The sequence below is a fragment of the Candidatus Endoriftia persephonae genome (assembly GCF_023733635.1).
GTDB classification, from domain to species: Bacteria; Pseudomonadota; Gammaproteobacteria; order Chromatiales; family Chromatiaceae; genus Endoriftia; species Endoriftia persephonae.
In genome coordinates, this window is record NZ_CP090569.1 from 1297381 (window position 1) to 1314839 (window position 17459).

General features: G+C 58.0%; 23 protein-coding genes and 1 tRNA gene. 18 read left to right on the forward strand and 6 right to left on the reverse strand.

Going from position 1 to position 17459, the window contains the following annotated elements; translation table 11 throughout:
- Window positions 1-22: 22 nt before the first annotated feature.
- From L0Y14_RS05895 to L0Y14_RS05930, 8 genes are all read left to right on the forward strand, one after another.
- Window positions 23-532 carry a phage regulatory CII family protein gene (locus tag L0Y14_RS05895; RefSeq protein WP_040818942.1) on the forward strand — a complete coding sequence of 170 codons (510 nt, stop codon included), beginning with the start codon at window positions 23-25 and terminating at the stop codon, window positions 530-532.
- Complete coding sequence (locus L0Y14_RS05900; RefSeq protein ID WP_005966112.1) at window positions 507-821, forward strand: hypothetical protein; 315 nt, start codon at window positions 507-509, stop codon at window positions 819-821. The genes L0Y14_RS05895 and L0Y14_RS05900 overlap by 26 nt, the downstream gene beginning before the upstream one ends.
- Complete coding sequence (locus tag L0Y14_RS05905) at window positions 808-1071, forward strand: hypothetical protein (RefSeq protein ID WP_251859273.1); 264 nt, start codon at window positions 808-810, stop codon at window positions 1069-1071. Before L0Y14_RS05900 ends, L0Y14_RS05905 begins: the two co-directional genes overlap by 14 nt.
- Complete coding sequence (locus tag L0Y14_RS05910) at window positions 1068-1400, forward strand: hypothetical protein (RefSeq protein ID WP_006474128.1); 333 nt, start codon at window positions 1068-1070, stop codon at window positions 1398-1400. The genes L0Y14_RS05905 and L0Y14_RS05910 overlap by 4 nt, the downstream gene beginning before the upstream one ends.
- Before the next feature lie 20 nt (window positions 1401-1420).
- Window positions 1421-1774 (forward strand): DUF7673 family protein, encoded by a 354-nt coding sequence (locus L0Y14_RS05915; protein ID WP_006474127.1) that lies wholly within the window; start codon window positions 1421-1423, stop codon window positions 1772-1774.
- Complete coding sequence (locus tag L0Y14_RS05920) at window positions 1771-2373, forward strand: tyrosine-type recombinase/integrase (RefSeq protein WP_005966104.1); 603 nt, start codon at window positions 1771-1773, stop codon at window positions 2371-2373. Before L0Y14_RS05915 ends, L0Y14_RS05920 begins: the two co-directional genes overlap by 4 nt.
- Window positions 2374-2473: 100 nt before the next feature.
- Window positions 2474-2659, forward strand: coding sequence for a hypothetical protein (locus L0Y14_RS05925; RefSeq protein ID WP_005966100.1), 186 nt, complete (start codon window positions 2474-2476; stop codon window positions 2657-2659).
- A 78-nt stretch (window positions 2660-2737) separates the two neighbouring features.
- Entirely contained in the window at window positions 2738-5473 is a 2736-nt protein-coding gene (locus tag L0Y14_RS05930) for a toprim domain-containing protein (protein WP_251859274.1), read from the forward strand.
- A 267-nt stretch (window positions 5474-5740) separates the two neighbouring features.
- Here the strand turns inward: L0Y14_RS05930 and L0Y14_RS05935 are convergent, their stop codons facing one another.
- Window positions 5741-6028, reverse strand: coding sequence for a HigA family addiction module antitoxin (locus L0Y14_RS05935; RefSeq protein WP_305790634.1), 288 nt, complete (start codon window positions 6026-6028; stop codon window positions 5741-5743).
- Window positions 6029-6049: 21 nt separating this feature from the next.
- Window positions 6050-6325, reverse strand: a complete 276-nt coding sequence (locus tag L0Y14_RS05940) for a type II toxin-antitoxin system RelE/ParE family toxin (RefSeq protein WP_006474125.1) — start codon at window positions 6323-6325, stop codon at window positions 6050-6052.
- 79 nt (window positions 6326-6404) lie between these two features.
- On the opposite strand from L0Y14_RS05940, the gene L0Y14_RS05945 reads away from it, so the two are divergent.
- The 3 genes from L0Y14_RS05945 to L0Y14_RS05955 all read left to right on the forward strand — a co-directional run bounded on the left by L0Y14_RS05945 (window position 6405) and on the right by L0Y14_RS05955 (window position 8289).
- On the forward strand, window positions 6405-6704 hold the full coding sequence (locus L0Y14_RS05945) for a BRO-N domain-containing protein (protein ID WP_251859275.1): 300 nt from the start codon (window positions 6405-6407) through the stop codon (window positions 6702-6704).
- Window position 6705: 1 nt separating this feature from the next.
- Entirely contained in the window at window positions 6706-6909 is a 204-nt protein-coding gene (locus tag L0Y14_RS05950; protein ID WP_040820569.1) for a hypothetical protein, read from the forward strand.
- A 279-nt stretch (window positions 6910-7188) separates the two neighbouring features.
- Window positions 7189-8289, forward strand: coding sequence for a Fic family protein (locus L0Y14_RS05955; RefSeq protein WP_006475873.1), 1101 nt, complete (start codon window positions 7189-7191; stop codon window positions 8287-8289).
- A gap of 102 nt (window positions 8290-8391) precedes the next feature.
- On the opposite strand, the gene L0Y14_RS05960 is transcribed toward L0Y14_RS05955, so the two are convergent.
- Window positions 8392-8637, reverse strand: coding sequence for an antirestriction protein ArdA (locus L0Y14_RS05960; protein ID WP_251859276.1), 246 nt, complete (start codon window positions 8635-8637; stop codon window positions 8392-8394).
- On the opposite strand from L0Y14_RS05960, the gene L0Y14_RS05965 reads away from it, so the two are divergent.
- From L0Y14_RS05965 to L0Y14_RS16635, 6 genes are all read left to right on the forward strand, one after another.
- Window positions 8608-8973 carry a BRO-N domain-containing protein gene (locus tag L0Y14_RS05965; protein WP_251859277.1) on the forward strand — a complete coding sequence of 122 codons (366 nt, stop codon included), beginning with the start codon at window positions 8608-8610 and terminating at the stop codon, window positions 8971-8973. The genes L0Y14_RS05960 and L0Y14_RS05965 overlap by 30 nt on opposite strands.
- Window position 8974: 1 nt before the next feature.
- Window positions 8975-9178, forward strand: a complete 204-nt coding sequence (locus L0Y14_RS05970) for a hypothetical protein (RefSeq protein ID WP_010088852.1) — start codon at window positions 8975-8977, stop codon at window positions 9176-9178.
- 202 nt (window positions 9179-9380) lie between these two features.
- Window positions 9381-9749 (forward strand): hypothetical protein, encoded by a 369-nt coding sequence (locus L0Y14_RS05975; protein WP_251859278.1) that lies wholly within the window; start codon window positions 9381-9383, stop codon window positions 9747-9749.
- Between the two features lie 602 nt (window positions 9750-10351).
- Window positions 10352-11371, forward strand: a complete 1020-nt coding sequence (locus L0Y14_RS05980; protein ID WP_006475769.1) for a tyrosine-type recombinase/integrase — start codon at window positions 10352-10354, stop codon at window positions 11369-11371.
- A gap of 416 nt (window positions 11372-11787) precedes the next feature.
- The gene (locus L0Y14_RS05985; RefSeq protein ID WP_006475770.1) at window positions 11788-12273 is read left to right on the forward strand and encodes a recombinase family protein; all 486 of its coding nucleotides are present in this window, start codon (window positions 11788-11790) and stop codon (window positions 12271-12273) included.
- A gap of 66 nt (window positions 12274-12339) precedes the next feature.
- Window positions 12340-13371, forward strand: a complete 1032-nt coding sequence (locus L0Y14_RS16635) for a recombinase family protein (RefSeq protein ID WP_369126562.1) — start codon at window positions 12340-12342, stop codon at window positions 13369-13371.
- Here L0Y14_RS16635 and L0Y14_RS05990 read toward each other — a convergent pair.
- The 3 genes from L0Y14_RS05990 to L0Y14_RS06000 form a co-directional block, all read right to left on the reverse strand.
- Window positions 13330-13405 (reverse strand) — tRNA-Asn (locus L0Y14_RS05990). The two genes, L0Y14_RS16635 and L0Y14_RS05990, sit on opposite strands and share 42 nt — an antisense overlap.
- 64 nt (window positions 13406-13469) lie before the next feature.
- Window positions 13470-14033: a GspH/FimT family pseudopilin gene (locus tag L0Y14_RS05995; RefSeq protein WP_005966243.1), complete on the reverse strand. Its 564-nt coding sequence runs from the start codon at window positions 14031-14033 to the stop codon at window positions 13470-13472.
- Between the two features lie 77 nt (window positions 14034-14110).
- On the reverse strand, window positions 14111-15295 hold the full coding sequence (locus L0Y14_RS06000; protein WP_005966241.1) for a pyridoxal phosphate-dependent aminotransferase: 1185 nt from the start codon (window positions 15293-15295) through the stop codon (window positions 14111-14113).
- Between the two features lie 109 nt (window positions 15296-15404).
- On the opposite strand from L0Y14_RS06000, the gene uvrB reads away from it, so the two are divergent.
- Window positions 15405-17411 (forward strand): excinuclease ABC subunit UvrB, encoded by a 2007-nt coding sequence (gene uvrB / locus L0Y14_RS06005; protein ID WP_005966239.1) that lies wholly within the window; start codon window positions 15405-15407, stop codon window positions 17409-17411.
- Window positions 17412-17459: the final 48 nt, after the last annotated feature.

Below are 17459 nucleotides of genomic sequence, written 5' to 3' on the forward strand. Positions count from 1 at the left end.
ATCCACGTGAGAGGAACGCACAGTGTTACGGGAAATACCATCCCACTGGACGCCGGTGCAGGAGGCTGCCTGGCGGACCGTCCACGAGTTTCGGAAGGGAATGAAGGGCGGCGCCGAGGCGCTGGGCCCAATGCTCGGCAAGAGTGCTGGCACCCTGTCGAATGAGGTCAATCCTGAGTCATCCAGCCACAAGCTGGGGCTGGAGGATGCCATCATCCTGCAGTTGATGGCGCAGGATTACCGCCTGCTGCACGCCTTCAGCCACACCTTGCACCACATCTCTATCCAATTGCCGGATGCAGAGCCGGTCGGGGATGTGGAGCTGCTCGATAAGTTCAGCGCCTGGCAGGCAAAGATGGGCTGTACCTGTGAGGTGATCCACCAGTCTTTGGCCGATCATCGGGTCACGCTGACTGAGGCCCGGGCGATCAAGACCGCGGGCTATCGGCACATTCAGGCCTTCCTTGAATTTCTTTCACGTATCGAACAACTAGCGGAGGCGGAAGATGCACGCAGAACGATACTTGCTTGATGTGCCGCAAACCATCCAGCTGCTGGAGCTGTTGGGCGGCGGTGTTCCCAGCTGGATGACTGTCCCAGGCTTGCCCGATCAATTGCCGTTTGTGCCGGGGCGGCATGGGGCGGCGATGGATCTGGCTGTCGATGTGATGCCACCGGCCGTGGTGGCGTCGATTCGGGCGGCGGCAGCACCGGATCAGGATGCTGTTGATGATGCCTTGCCGCCAGCGTTGACGTTAAAGGTGGCGGTGTTTCTGTCGGCACGTGGTGTACTGCGGGAGGTCGGCCATGTCGGTGCCTGACTTTCTGGCCAAGCATGGTATTCGCCGGGTTGAAGACAATATTCCGTCCGGGCATCAGCTGCGGGTTGGCACTTCGGTTTTTTTCCTGCTCTTCAAAGACGAATTGATGTCGGCCTGCACGGTAAGCAGTGAAGCCGCTGCGCCGGTACAGGCTCCCATCGCCGTGGAGCCTGACCCGGATGAGCTGGAGCTGTTGGCCGCAATGGAGACCATTGCGCGGATCCAGAAGAAGAGGAGGGGAGGGCGATGATTCGTCTGCTTCGTGCTGGTGTTTTTGCCGCTTCCGGTGACCGCCGGCGGCTGTGGCTGGAGATCGGCCAGCCCCTGATTATTGGCCCCCAGTTGGTGCTGACGGCGTTGGAGAACATTCAGGACGGCGAGCGGGAGCTGGTGATCCGCATCGAGTCCCCTACGACTGCGTTTGAGTCAGTCGTTCCGGCGGGGGCGGTGGTGAGCTGCAACGGCTGGGCCAGCCTCTGGGTAGTGCCCAGGGCGGTCGAGCAGGGTGCCTCCGGGGCTTCCCGGCGGGTGTTTCTTGAGTTTGTTCGCACAACCCGCTCTCTTAAGTGGGCGAGTTGAATCAATACGGAGATCAGAGAATGGAAATCATCATCAATCATCGTGAGCTGGCAGCCTCCACATGCATTCCAGAGAGCATGAAGGAGACGCTGGCGGTGGCGCTTCAGTATTGCCTGAAGGTGGCTGTATCACAGGACACGTCAGGTGCTCGCGTGGTCGCCCAGGGGCTGCTGTCGGCCTACAACGGGCAGCGCTTCCAGTTCAATGTGTCGGACCTGGCCCTGCTGGATGCGGTGCTCTGTGAAAACCTGCTGGACGTGTTCCGGCTGCGCCACCTGGGGCGTGAACCGCACATGCTGATCCTCAACGGTGGGGCTGTGTTTGAGCATCTTGCGTTGGTGTGGGGCCTTGAGGGCCAGCGGGGTGAGTCATGAACCGGCGGGTGTTTGAGCGCTACCTGAAAGAGGGCGAAGAGCGGCAGCTGTTCCAGACGGTGAATCAGTTCAAGAGCGTGCTGGCCCGGCGGGACTACGCCTGGATGCGCTTCATGCGCCAGACCGGTATTCGAGTCGAGACCATGGCGGGTCTGAGCGTGGGGGATGCCACGGCGGCGCTGCGGGATCGTTACCTGATCTTGCGCCCCGAGATCACCAAGCGGAGCCAGGGCGGCAAGGTGTTTCTGACCAATAAGGCGCGGCGGGCGCTGCGCGATCTGCTGCAGATCCGGCGGGAGATGGGCTACCCGGAGAGTGCGGATCTGCCTCTAGTCTACTCCCGGAAACACAAGCGGATGAGCATCAGGAGCTATCAGGACCGGATGCGCCACTGGTGCCGAGCCGCTGGTTTGGAAGTGAAGGCGTCTCCGCACTGGTTCCGCCACACCTTGGCCAAGCGGTTGATGAAGAACTCGACCGCTAAAGATCCCCGCGGTGTGGTGCAGGGTGCGCTGAACCAGCGTGACCCTCGCTCAACGGCGGTTTATACGCTGCCGGATCGTGAAGACATTGAAGACGCCATGGAAGAGGTCTCGTGAATATCTCTGCTGGTTGGCAGCTGTTCCCGCTGGCGGTGTTGCTGTTGGTGCTGATCCACAGATGCCAGCAAGGGGAGCAGGCCGACGCGCCGCAGGGCGAATGAAGAAGGTCAACCTGTCTCGGATCCCCAGAGAGCGCAAGCGTGAAGCCTGGGAGAAGCTGCAGCGTGACTATCCCGCCCAGGCTGAGCTGGTTGAAAGCGAGTTTGTGCAGGAGATGGCGCAGGCCTTTGATGGGGAGATTGTTATTTATCTGCCGGAGGCGGGTGACAACTTAACAAGGTAATGACCATGAAACTGAGAGAGATTGAATGCAGCCGGCTTGTAGGGAATCAATTTGCCGGCGTCCACAGCAGGTAGTTTTATGGCTTCAACGGAAGAACTCAAACAGCGTATCGATCTCTATGACCTGGCCGCTAAGCTGGGTCTGGAGCGCCCACAGAGCCGGGGCAACTACAAGAGCCCCCGGCACCCAGACAAGAGCCCGTCGCTGTCGATCTTCGCCGACGGCACCCGCTGGAAAGACCACTCTTGTGATGATGCGGCCGGAACCTGCATCGACCTAGTGATGTATGTGGAAGAGTCCCCGGTGGATGAGGCGATCCGCCGGCTGCATGAGATTTACGGTATTCCTCTGGATCGCCCCGATGCGCCCAGGCGCGAGCTGTCGTTTGAGGAGAATGTGGCTGGCCGCTGTCTGGCTCAGGCAGATCAGGTGAAGGCTTTCCTGGTGGAGACACGAAAGATCGCGGAAACGGCGGTGGAGCGGGCGATTCGTGGCAAGTCGCTGGGGTTTAACACCTTCACTTCCACCAAGCGCAAGGTGGGGGAGGTGGGCTATGGTGGCCCGGCGGCGGCCTTCATTGTGCGCACTCTCAACCCTGGCCATGTGAAGGCGGTGGATATGCGCTATCTGGACCCGTCACTGAATGGTGATGTGAAGACTCAAACCATCGGCGAGAAGTTCGGCCATATCTGGACGGCTGACCTGCGGGCGCTGAAGGCGGCGCGGCGGGTGTTTGTGGTGGAGTCCGCCATCAATGCGCTGTCGATCGATAGCTGTAGCCTGCCTGGCACTGCCACGGTGGCATCCCGTGGCACCGGCAATGTGGATAACATCGACTGGCGTTTCCTCCAGGGCAAGGAGGTTATCGTGGCGATGGACAATGACGCGCCCAACGAGCGCACCGGCTATTGCCCTGGGCAGAAGTCGGCCTGGTCGGTCTATGAGCATCTGACGGGGCTGAATATCTCGGCGATGCTGCTGGATCAGTCGGCGTGGGATGACGCTGGCTGGAATGATCTGAACGACGTGCTTCAGGATGTGGGTGCATCGGGCCTCAAGATCGAGCTGAACCGGCTGGAGCACTGGGCCATTCCAGGGATGATCGGGGATGCCGAGCGGCAGAAGGGGCGGTCCCGTTTGTTCCTGCCATCTTATGACTTCGCGCACTACTGGAAATACCGGGTCAAGCCGGATTTCACCACCTATGTGAGTAAGGTGGAGAAGGATGATGAGGCAGGGGATGACAAGCTGACAATGCAGGATCTGTGCGGGTTCCGTGTTGCTGGCATTAGCCGGGTGACGGTCGCCAGTGCGCTCTCGACCATGACCGGGGAAGTCGACGCCCAACCGCAGGTGCTATTTTCTGTCTCGGTGCAGGCGCCCCGGCATGGCGCTAACCTGCAGCGCCGGGTGTTTGAGGATGAGCAGCTGCACAATGTGGATCAGTGGCGGAAGTTTGGCCCGGTGTTTCAGCCCAGTGCGTTCAATCGGATGGTGAGTATCCTGGAGCGCAGTGCTGACCTTGGGGCCCGGCATGCGGTCAATTTTGTTGGGCTGGCCTGGCGTGAGGGCAAGCTGGTGGTGAATGAAGGACCGGACTGCTATTTCACGAATCCGCAGCAGCAGTGCCCCTACCATAACCTGACCTTTCACTCGGGCTCGAAAGAGGATGCACGACAGGTCATCAACGCCTATCAGGCCACCTTTAAGCACAATGCGGCCCTGCAGCTGCTGGTGTGGGGTTTGGGTGCACATCTGAAGGCGCTGCTGGGGTTCTGGCCGCACATGATCATGCAGGCCGACAAGGGCGCGGGTAAATCGACCCTGATCAAACGGCTGGAACGGACTCTTACCTTCACTATGTTCTCTGGGCAGTCGCTTGAGACTGTGTTCCGTATCGTTACCTCTATCTCTTCTACCTCGCACCCAGTGGGCTGGGAGGAGATCTCGGCGCGCAGACAGCAGACGATTGATGCCGCGGTGAACCTATTGCAGGAGAGCTACCAGTACACCATCAACCGACGTAATTCGGAGATGACTGAGTACATCCTCTCGGCGCCGGTGCTGATGGCCGGTGAGGATGTGCCGGTGCGCTCCTTGCTGGGTAAGGTGGTGCGGGCCAGCTTGAAGCCGGGGGCCAAGGGCACGCAGATGCGCGAGTCGTTGCCCCGGTTCCCGATGCTGCAGTGGCTGCAGTTCCTCGCAAAACACTACGACCGCAGCCAGATTCAGGAGATCTATGGGCGCTATCGCAAGCGCTGTCTGGATCTTTCCCGTGCCTCTGGTGACGACGATGGCGCGGTGCGCATGGCGGGTAACTATGCGGCGGTGCTGATGGCCTGGCGGCTGCTGTGTGAGTTTGCTGGGGTGGAGGAGTCTCAGGGCGACTTTCCTCAGGATGTGCTGCATGAGATGAATGAGCACATCTCAGAGACCAGCCAGGACCGGGAGCCGTGGGTGTGGATCATGGAGATCGCGCTGTCGGAGATCGATCGGGGTGAGTTCCGCTATCCGCATATGTTTGACTCGGTGCAGGACGACGAGCGCGTCGATGTGGAGTGCCTGTTGGTGCGCACCAGCAATATCATGGACCACATCGCCCATTCACCGGCGCTGCGGGACCGCTGGAATGCCTTGCCGGTGAAGTCCGACCGGGTGTTCAAGCGCCAGCTGCGCCAGGCCGGGGTTATTGTGGCCGAGAATAAGGAGCGGGTGATCAACAGTCGGCGGGTGAGCAACCTGGTGGCTGTCGATCTGGATGCCTTGGTCCGCTACGGGCTGTCGGTGGGCTGGAAGGAAACGGCGCCAGTGTGAGGGGCCGATCAAGCGGATGCGCCCGTCCGGCCGCGCCTCGCGCGACCTATGCCGCCACGGGATCTATATCGCGGTCCAGCCGATCGCCGATCTTTGCCTCCGTCACGGCCAGATCGTAGGCGCTTTGCAGGTTCATCCAGAACTGCGCCGAGGTGCGGAAATACCGCCCCAGCCGCAGCTCGGCTCAGCATGTCGCCACTCCTAGTGGTAGTCGATCAGGCGCACTGCTGCTCGCGGACATGTGAGGCGCGCCAAGCCTCGATCACCTCAAGAAGCCCTCTGCAACGGCAGCACCTCACGCTCGATCTCGTCCTGCTTCCGCCGGGCCGCCTTCAGCTCATAGGCGGCCTGAAGGTTCATCCAGTACATTGGCGTGGTGTTGAAATAGCGGGCCAGCCGCAGCGCGGTATCCACCGTAATGCCGCGCCGCTCCCGCACCACGTCATTGATCCGTGGCGCGGAGACCCGCAGCGCGGTGGCCAGCGCATTGGCGCTCATGCCCAACGGCTCCAGGTACTCCTCGCGGAGAATCTCGCCGGGGTGAATTGGTCTCATCTGGTTCATGCGTCTGTCCTCCTAGTGATAATCGGTGATCTCCACATCGCACGGCGCGTCCGTCCAGGAAAAGCAGATGCGCCACTGCTGATTGATGCGGATGCTGTATTGACCCTGCCGGTCGTCACTGAGCTTCTCCAGCCGGTTGCCGGGCGGCAAGCGCAAATCCGCCAGTTCGACCGCGCAGTCGAGCATCTGCAACTTGCGTTCCGCCTGTGCGCGAAAGGCCCGGAACTGCCGGGGGCATTGCCCCTCATAGAGCGCCTGGGTCTGCTTGCACTTGAAGCTTTTAATCATGGGGGCAAGAGTATAACGAGCGGCGTTAAACGTCAAGCGTTATACGCCGATGTTGACACACCCCGCGCCAACCGGGCCTATGCACAAGAGCCTTTTCCGCTCAAACAAACCGGAAGCCATCCGCTTTACCGAGTGGGTCTGCGAAGAGGTGCTCCCCGCCATCCACCGCCAGGGCTTTTACGGCAAGGTCACCGCCGGCCAGCAGATTGCCCTGCGCAACCAGAAGATCAAGCTGATCGAGAAGTTAGTGACCAAGGATGCCTTCATCTACGAGTCCGTGCTCACCAGCCTGCGCAACGTCTGCAACCAGCTCGGTGAGCCCATGCCTAACCCAGCGCTGTTGGGCCAGGATCGCCGCCAGTTGAGTATGGAGGTGTGAGGTGCGCCAGGATGACAACACCCTCATTCAGGAGGCCAGGGACTATGCGGCCGGGATCTACACGCTCTTCTCCAATATGTCAGACGGCCCTGTCGAGGCGCTGGAGCCCTCTGCCATGATGTTGATGCTCAACCCGATCATCGACCGCCTCGATCAGGCGTTGCAGGGGGTAGCCTCTCCTGTCAGATTAACAGGCACTGAGTAGTGCGCATGTTGAGTCAACCTCAGTCCCGCGCCGCTCTGGCGCGGGGCGCTACGCAAAATCTTTAGTCCTATCCCCTTGAACTGTGAAACTTTTCACGTAGGCGCATGATATCCGCATAACCAACTGAATATATTGCCGAATAGCCGATCATAAAGCGGACATGGAAACGGACTTTGCGGAGAATAATGGTACTATTCTCCGCACATGATGCGGAGTTTTCTCTTGCCTCTGCGGAGAATAGTGGCCATAATATCCGCATATATTGCGGAGTTTAAAAAAATGTACATATGGGTCAGACCGGATTGGCCAGATTTCACTTGGATTGATGCAAGCCTCTCCAAGCTGCTCGCGCACGTATCAAGAGAACAGGGTCGGCTGCTGGGTAAAATGGAGGCGCTGGGCTTTGACCTGCGCAATGAAGCCCATCTTCGCACCCTGACAGAGGACGTGGTCAAATCCAGCGAAATCGAAGGTGAGAAGCTGGAACCCGATCAGGTCAGATCATCCATAGCGCGGCGGCTCGGTATGGATGTTGGCGGGCTTGTCCCTGTTGACCGCGATGTCGAAGGCGTGGTCGAGATGATGCTGGATGCGACGGGCAACTATGCAGAAGCCCTGACCGAGGAGAGATTGTTCGCCTGGCATGCCTCGCTGTTTCCAACGGGCCGAAGCGGAATGACCAAAATCCGGGTGGGTAACTGGCGTGACGACAGTGACGGCCCTATGCAGGTTGTTTCAGGTCCGATTGGCAGGGAAAAAGTCCACTATCAAGCTCCACCGGCAGATCGTGTACCCGATGAAATGGCGAAATTCCTGCACTGGTTTGAACAACCTGGGGATACGGACCCACTGCTCATCGCGGGGTTAGCACATTTATGGTTCGTTACCATCCACCCATTTGATGATGGCAATGGGCGTATTGCCCGTGCGTTAGCGGATATGGCGCTTGCTCGTTCGGAGAAAACCGGCCAGCGCTTCTACAGCATGTCGGCACAAATCCGCCGTGAGCACAAAGAGTATTACGATACGCTGGAATGGACACAGAAAGGCGAACTCGATGTGACGCGGTGGCAGGACTGGTTTCTGAACTGCCTGCTCCGTGCCATCGAGGGGGCGCAGGAGACATTAAGCGCCGTACTACAAAAGGCACGATTCTGGGAACGCTTTGCCAAAGAGCCTTTGAATGAACGGCAAATCAAAATTCTGAACAGGTTGCTGGATGGCTTTGAAGGCAAGCTCACCACATCGAAATGGGCAAAGATCGCCAAGTGCTCACAAGACACAGCCTACCGCGACATACTCGACCTGATGGATCGGGGCGCATTACGAAAAGACCCCGGCGGCGGGCGCAGCACTAGCTATTCATTGAGCACTGAATGATCGCTGCGACGAAGCAGGCTTTAAATTGGCAATGAGTGACAATGCTAATGGCCGCCTTTCGGCGGCCTGTTGAAGATCAGAACTCGTTAGCGTTGGTAACGATCAGGTCGTAGTTGATTTCGGTGATCTCGCCGTTGATCTCCATGTCGTGGCGATTGCATCGTAGTCGATGTAGTAGCGGAAATTTTCAGGAATTTCGGTTGTTTCTTCGATAAGGTCGTAGGCATAATCTTTGGCTGTGCCGTTAAAGAGGCTGACTTCTTCGTAGCAGTCCAGAGCATCTTCAAAACTATAGCCGAGATCGAGAAGAAAGAAGATTTGGGTGGCTTCGGTTTCATCACCAGTCACGGCCAAAAAGAGACGATTTTCATCTCCGAACCGGCGGTTTATCAGACCAGTTTCCGCTCAAACAAACCGGAAGCCATCCGCTTTACCGAGTGGGTCTGCGAAGAGGTGCTCCCCGCCATCCACCGCCAGGGCTTTTACGGCAAGGTCACCGCCGGCCAGCAGATTGCCCTGCGCAACCAGAAGATCAAGCTGATCGAGAAGTTAGTGACCAAGGATGCCTTCATCTACGAGTCCGTGCTCACCAGCCTGCGCAACGTCTGCAACCAGCTCGGTGAGCCCATGCCTAACCCAGCGCTGTTGGGCCAGGATCGCCGCCAGTTGAGTATGGAGGTGTGAGGTGCGCCAGGATGACAACACCCTCATTCAGGAGGCCAGGGACTATGCGGCCGGGATCTACACGCTCTTCTCCAATATGCCAGACGGCCCTGTCGAGGCGCTGGAGCCCTCTGCCATGATGTTGATGCTCAACCCGATCATCGACCGCCTCGATCAGGCGTTGCAGGGGGTAGCCTCTCCTGTCAGATTAACAGGCACTGAGTAGTGCGCATGTTGAGTCAACCTCAGTCCCGCGCCGCTCTGGCGCGGGGCGCTACGCAAAATCTTTAGTCCTATCCCCTTGAACTGTGAAACTTTTCACGTAGGCGCATGGAGTTCGGGAACCCAGGTCGGCTCTTGGTGGTGAATTGCGTCTTTCCCTCTCGCACTATAAGGCTCTCCTAATGAAAAGTGCTGGAGAGGATCCTATGGATCAGGACTTACATGGATTGATTATTGAGGCGAAGTCTCAGTTGGATTGTTTTTGTGCTCTCCTCAGTGGGATGCCAGATGCACCGATTGAGGACGTTGAGCCCATACATCTGCTGAGCCTGATTGCGCCAGTGAGAGAGCGCCTGGAAAAGGCCTTGGCGGTGCTGGAGTCTCGATCCTCCCCGCGAATTGCTGATGAGATAGCTTCTGATCGGGGGATGCTGATGCTGGATGAGGTCATTCAGGAGATGCGAGAGGGGCCTAAGTCAGCTGGTCCACCAACATTACCCCAAGATCGGCCGGAGAAGCGCTCTCGATGGTTTGCCCGCTCTTCTCAACGTTCCCCCTTTCCCCCCAATAAGTAGGGCTGCGCCCACCCCAAGTTTGTCCGTGTCCTGCGCTGATTGCCGGTTGGATCTCGGCTTATTGAGGCGCCTGCGCTTGGTATTTCTCATCCCCCACACCCCCTAATGAGTCGGGCTGCGCCCGCTTTCAGGCTGCGCCTGCCTTCTAAGAAGAGCAAAACTGCCCCTCGGTGGCCATTTCCTATAGGGGGGCATTCCCAAAAAGCCGTGGATTTGGGGTCTGTTTGCGCGTAAGTCATTGATTATAGAGAGAACACCATCCACGGGTTGTGTCTGAATATCCACGGGTTAGGTCTATTCCTCCATGGGTTGACGACTTTTAGCCATATGTCACTTTTTTGGCTTTTCCTTCTCTTCTTCTTCTTAAATAATTGAAAAGAAAGAAGAATAACGGTGAAAAAGGAAGAGAAAAGGCAAAAGTCCCATCCACGGGTTTTTCTATATTAGTGTTTCCTTATCCATGGGTTAGAGTTCGTTCCATGGGTTAATCCATGGATTCTAGTAAACTGAAAGTGCTATCATTTCAATGAGTTACACGAAAATATCCATGTATCCACCGGTCCACGGGTTGTTTTCCCCCTCCCCTGGAAATGAGGCCGACAATGCACCCGACTAATACCGATCTGATCACCCGCTGGCTGACGTGGAAAGAGCACAACGAAGGCCGCCAGCCTGGCACTGTAAATAAGTACTTCCGCTATCTGGAGGGGCTCGCCGCCTGGCTGCAGCAGGAGCACGAGATGGGCCTGCTGGATGCCGACCGTGCCCAGCTCGAGGCGTTTTGTGGCCTGGAGGCCCATAAGCGGGGGCTGCGTCCTGGCAGCCGTCGGCCTACGGTCGCGGCGGTGAAGGGCTTCTATGCCTGGGCTCTGAAGCAGGGCCTGCTGTTTGAAGACCCGGCTGTGACCGTGCCCTATCCCAAGAGCGGGCGCCGGCTGCCGAAGGGGATGGACCTGGTCCATGGTGAGCGGCTGATGCTGCAGCCTGATCTGGATACGTTCCTCGGGGTGCGGGATGCGGCGATCCTGTCGGTGTTCATCGGCTGCGGTCTGCGGCTGTCAGGGGTCTGTCGTCTCAATGAGTCGGATCTGGTCTGGGCGGCCGATGATCGAGGCATGGAGCGGCTGATCATCCGTGTCAGGGAGAAGGGGGATCATCAGCGGTTTGTTCCTGCCCCCCATGAAACCCGGCTGTTGATCCGTGCCTATCTGGGGCATGAGGAGCTGGCGCGAATCGACAGGATGCTGCCTGATGGTGACCAGGTGCTGTTCGTCAGTACCAAGGACATGAAGACGCCCCCACATGAGTACTACGGTGAGGCAAGGCGCATCTCTACCCGATCGGTGGGTGAGATGGTCGAGAAGTATGGCGATCAGGCGGGTATCCCAAGGGATCAGTGCCATCCTCATGCGCTTCGCCATCTGTATGGCACAGAGCTCACCGAAGATGATGTGCAGCTGCTCAAGATCCAGGCCCTGATGGGGCATAAGGATCCGAAGACCACCAAAGATTATGTGCATGTAGCGCTGCGAACCCTGGCCAAAGCAGTCGACCAAGCCAATCCGCTGTCAAAGATGGAGCTACCTGTCACCAAGCTGGCCAGACACCTATCCAAACCCTGAACACCCACCATATCTACCCCAGAGGCACCCCCGCGCTCCTTATCTGGCGCCTGAAACCCAGATTGCTGTGGCCAGCCCTTTTCTGCTATGTCTAAGACTATGGGTGTTCTGGGGCAGATGCAGCAGCCGGGGGAACGCGCAATTCAAACGGTTTCAATCTCTTGCCGCTTGAAACTATAAACTGCGCATTATTCACAAAGACGCAGTTTACACACACCATGCCTATGTTGGATCAGTGGGTTACGAGAGACGACAAACCACAAAGGCGCAATTCAACTCTCAGAATCACACCACCAGCACAGTAAGACAGCGGGGGTGGGGGCTCGGCATAGCAACATCCCACAGCCCACAAGGGGGGGTGGGTACCTCTATATCTGCACTCTCTTTAATTCCTGAGTTCGGGCTCGAGGCGAAAAATGGAAAAAACTGCGGTGATATATGCTCGGGTTTCCACTGCCCGGCAAGCTGAAGATGAGCTGCCGCTGGAGTCACAGATCCAGCAGTGCGCGGCAAAGGCGGAGTCCCTTGGGGCGCGGGTGGATCGGATCTTTGTGGATGAAGGCCGATCCGGCCGGTATGACGACCGTCCCGACTTCCAGGCAGCCATCGCATACTGCGAGGTGATGAGCCCAGACTACCTAATCACTTGGTCTACCAGCCGATTTGCCCGAAACAAGATCGACGCGGGCATGTACAAACTGCGTCTGGCAAAAGCGGGTATTGATATTCAGTATGTGAGCTTGAATATCGACCGCAACACAGACGGTGGCTGGGTGACTGAGAGCGTCCTGGAACTCTTTGACGAGCTCTATAGCCGGCAGGTTTCTGCGGACACCACCCGTTCCATGCTCAAGAATGCACAAGAAGGATATTTCAATGGCGGCCGAGTCCCGTTCGGCTAAGAAGCTTATCCGGCGCCAGACAATCCAAAGAGAAAACGCCTCCGCCCACGCGCTGATGAAGCCCCTGTGGTCCGTGAAATCTTTGACATGCGATCCAGGGGGATGGGCGCACTGACCATTGCCATCAACCTTCAGGATCGGGGTGTCACCAACCGCGGGAAATCATGGACCAAATCCAGCATTTTGGCGTTGCTGCGGAATGATGCTGTTGCGGGACGGGTAGTCTTTGGCAGGCGCGACCGCGCTACCCGCTGTAAAAAGCCTCGAGATCAGTGGATTATCGTCCAGGCACATGATCCCCTGGTTCCTCTTGATCTGTGGGATACCGTTCAATCCATGATGGATGGTGCGACTGCTGGTGATAATAAGGGGTCTCCGAAGAGTACCTACCTGTTCACGGGCATCCTTCGCTGCAATGATGGTTCCAGCATGCAGATTGAATCAGGCAAAAGTGGAACCGGTAAGCGATATTGGTATTACAATTGCCGCTTAGCCCAGAAAAAAGGATCCGGAAATAATCGGCGAATCTCGGCCAGGTCGTTTGATGAATGGATGGTTGGGGTAATCCTGGACCGGGTTTTTACCAGGAGTTTTCTATCTGATGTGGTCCGGGATCTGAATGAGGCCTGTGGCACTTGGGTGAAGGATCACAGAAAGCGTCGTCAGGCCATTTCCAGCGCCTTGTCAGCTGTTGAGGAAAGAAATTCGAAAATATACGAGCTCTTTGAAACCTACGGAAGGGACACCCCGAATCTGGGAGATTTAACCAAGCGGCTACGTGAAAACAATAAAAGAATTGGCGAGTTAGAGCGGAAGTTGGCGGGGATTGATGCAGAAGAACAGCCGAAACTCACTGTTTCTCAAGAGGATATTGCTGAATTGGAGAGGGCTTTACGCTATATTATCAATACAACAGAAAGCCCGAAGAAGCTGCGACACTTCTTCGGGACATTCATTGATCGGATAATTTTGGGTGACGACTCGGTGCGGATTGAATACCGCCCCGAGTCGTTGATCAAAAACCAGGAACCGATAAAGGTTCCCAGTAAGGCAATATGGCTCCCCGGGACAGGCTCGAACTGCCGACCTAGTGATTAACAGTCACCCGCTCTACCGACTGAGCTACCGGGGAATTGCATTGAGGCGCGAATATTAATGACCTCTCCGGCCCTCGTCAATAGTCTGGGCGAGAAAAATTAGTTGCAGGTCAGTTTTTTTCCGCCCGCCCCTTTGTCCGAGATGCGTATTCGGCCGGGGTTGCCGAAGATGAGGGCTTTGGGGGGGATCTCTGCTGAGCTGCTGCAGAAGGTGATGGTGGCGTTGTAACCTGAGGCCCAGCCGTTGGGATCGAAGCGGATCAGGGGCCTGCCGGAGGTGGTGGTTATCCGTACTGGGGTGTTTGAGGGCGTTTGCCAGACGCGCAGCCGTAGATCTCCCTGGTCTGCCTTTTTGTTCCTGTTGCGATCGAGAAAAAGCAGGATACCCTGGTGCCACTCGGTGCTTTTCAGGCAGTTGATACCATCGCGGCTGGGGCAGAGAATCGCGTAATCGGTTTGCTGGATGGCGCTGATGCGAGCCATCTGAAGGTGTGTCAGAAAGCTCTGCAGGCTGCTGTGCAGCTGGTTCTGTGCGCTGAAATGACGGTACTCGGGAACCCCTACGCCGATCAGGATCAGCGCGACGCTGAGCACCGAGGTGAGTTCCACGAGAGAGAAACCGCAGGCGCGGGCGCGCCTGGCCTGTGTAGGGGTGACGTCCATGTCGTGCCCTCTTGAGCGGATTGTGATCGTTTCCTGTTAGAGCCTAGCTCCTCTCCTTCCACTTACAAGGCGATCTCTCAGCTCAAAACGCTTTCGATCCGGTCGAGGGCGTTTTGCAGATTTGTCATGCTGGTGGCGATGGATATCCTGACATGGCCGCCGAGGCCGAATGCGGAGCCGGGCACCAGGGCCACGCCGGCCTGTTCGATCAGATATTCCGCCAACTCCAGGTCGTTGCTGACACCGCCGATCGATTCCAGCGCCCCTTCGATATTAGGGAAGAGATAGAAGGTGCCGTCGGCCGGCAGACAGGAGATGCCGGGCATCGTGTTGAGCCGTTCCAGTACATAGTCGTGACGCTCTTTGAACGAGGTGAGCATCTCCTTGATGCACTCTTGGGGCCCCTCCAGCGCCGTTTGTGCCGCTACTTGGGAGATGGAGGTGGGATTGGAGGTGCTCTGGGATTGGATCTTCTTCATCGCCTTGATGATATTGGCGGGGCCGCCGGCGTAGCCGATGCGCCAGCCGGTCATCGAATAGGCTTTGGAGACGCCGTTCAGTACCAAAGTGCGGTTGGCGAGGTCGGGGCAGGCCATCAGGATGTTGCAGAAGGGCTCGTCCGACCAGAGGATGTGTTCGTACATGTCGTCGGTGGCGATCAGCAGCTTAGGGTGCTCCCGCAACACCTCGCCCAACGCCTCCAGCTCCTGACGGCTATAGGCGATGCCGGTGGGGTTGGAGGGGCTGTTGATCACCACCAGCTTGGTCAAGCTGGTGATCGCCGCCTGCAGTTGGGCCGGAGTGATCTTGAAGTGCTGCGAGGCATCGGCGTGCACGTAGACCGGCACACCGCCCGCTAGCAGCGCCATGTCAGGGTAGGAGACCCAGTAGGGCACCGGGATGATCACCTCGTCGCCGGGCTCCACCACCGCCTGGGCTAGGTTGTAGAAGCTCTGTTTGCCGCCGCAGGAGACCAGGATTTGGTCTGCTGCGTAGTCGAGACCGTTGTCCTGCTTGAATTTGTGGATGATCGCCTGTTTCAGTCCGGGGGTGCCGTCCACCGCTGTGTATTTGGTGAAGCCGTCGTTGATCGCCTGGATCGCGGCGGCCTTGATGTGTTCCGGAGTGTCGAAGTCGGGCTCACCAGCGCCCAGCCCGATTACATCTTTACCCGCAGCGCGCATCTCGCTGGCACGGGCGGTGATCGCCAGGGTGGGCGAGGGTTTGATCGCCTGTACGCGAGTGGAGAATAAGCTGTTCATCTACAAATTCCGTAACTGGAGGTTGAAAAGCATAATGCCGATAAGCTGACACGATTCCGGCATGTCGGCGTGTAATAATATCCAATTACCCTTAGATGCAGAATCCCCGATGGTGAAACAATTTCAATTGGCCTCCCGATTCGACCCGGCTGGCGATCAGCCCAGTGCAATCGAGCGGCTGGTAGAGGGTATCCACGATGGTGAGGCGGGTATGACTTTGCTCGGCGTGACCGGCTCGGGCAAGACCTTCACTATCGCCAACGTGATCCAGCAGGTGCGGCGTCCGACATTGGTCCTGGCCCACAATAAGACCCTGGCGGCCCAGCTTTACGGCGAGTTCAAGGAGTTTTTCCCCAATAACTCAGTGGAATATTTTGTCTCCTACTACGACTACTACCAGCCCGAGGCCTATGTGCCGGCCTCCGATACCTTCATCGAAAAGGACGCCTCGATCAACGAGCACATTGAGCAGATGCGTCTCTCCGCCACCAAGGCGCTGCTGGAGCGCAACGACACCATCATCGTCGCCACCGTCTCGGCGATCTACGGCCTGGGTGATCCACGCTCCTACCTGAGCATGATGCTGCACCTCTCCCGTGGTGACATCATCAACCAGCGCGATATCCTGCAGCGTCTTGCTGAGCTGCAGTACAAACGCAATGATGTGGAGCTGCATCGCGCCACCTTCCGGGTGCGCGGTGAGGTGATCGACATCTACCCGGCTGAGTCGGACGCCGAGGCGCTGCGGGTGGAGCTGTTCGATGACGAGGTGGAGCGGCTCACCCTGTTCGACCCGCTCACCGGCGAGCTGCTGCGTAAGGTGCCGCGTTACTCGATCTATCCGAAGAGCCACTATGTCACCCCCCGCGAGACCCTGCTGGCGGCGGTGGATCAGATCAAAGAAGAGCTAAAGGGGCGTCTGGATCAGCTGGAGTCGGCCAACAAACTGGTGGAGCGACAGCGGCTTGAGCAGCGCACCCGTTTCGATATCGAGATGATCCTGGAGCTGGGTTACTGCTCCGGCATCGAGAATTACTCCCGCTACCTTTCCGGACGTGGTTCCGGTGAGGCGCCGCCGACCCTGTTTGACTACCTGCCGGACGAGGCCCTATTGGTGGTGGATGAGAGTCACGTCACCATCCCGCAGATCGGCGGCATGTATCGGGGCGACCGATCGCGCAAGGAGACCCTGGTGGAGTATGGCTTTCGTCTGCCCTCGGCGCTCGACAACCGGCCGATGCGCTTCGACGAGTATGAGGCGCGCTCGCCCCAGACCATCTATGTCTCCGCCACCCCGCGTGAGTACGAGATCGAACGCTCCGGCGCTATCGTTGAACAGGTGGTCCGCCCCACCGGTCTACTCGACCCCGAGCTGGAGGTGCGCCCTGCCACCAGCCAGGTCGACGATCTGCTCTCCGAGATCGGCCAGCGGGTGGAGCAGAGCGAGCGGGTGCTGGTCACCACCCTGACTAAGCGCATGGCGGAGGATCTCACCGACTATCTGCACGATCACGATGTGAAGGTGCGCTATCTACACTCCGATATTGATACCGTGGAGCGGGTGGAGATCATCCGCGACCTGCGTCTCGGTGAGTTCGACGTGCTGGTGGGCATCAACCTGTTGCGCGAAGGGCTCGATATGCCAGAGGTCTCGCTGGTGGCGATTCTGGATGCCGACAAGGAGGGCTTTCTGCGCTCCGAAGGCGCGCTGATCCAGACCATCGGCCGGGCCGCGCGCAACGCCAACGGCAAGGCGATCCTCTATGCGGATGAGATCACCGGATCGATGCGCCGCGCCATCGACGAGACCGAGCGCCGCCGCAGCAAACAGATCGCCCATAATGAGGCTCACGGCATCACTCCGGAGACCATCCGCAAATCAGTTGCCGACATTCTGGAGGGAGCCTATCCCGGTGCCCCGGGGTCAGCCAAACGCTATGCTAAAGTGGTGGAGGAGCAGGCGGAGTATGCGGCCCTGTCACCACGGCAGATGGCCAAACGCATCAAGGCGCTGGAGGATGAGATGTACCAGCACGCGCGGGATCTGGAGTTCGAGGAGGCGGCCAGGGTGCGCGATAAAATCCGTGAGTTGGAAGTACAGGGTGTGCTGGCATAGTCACGGATGAAGTCTCTAACGACTGATTTGTTTTGGTTTAAGTTGACA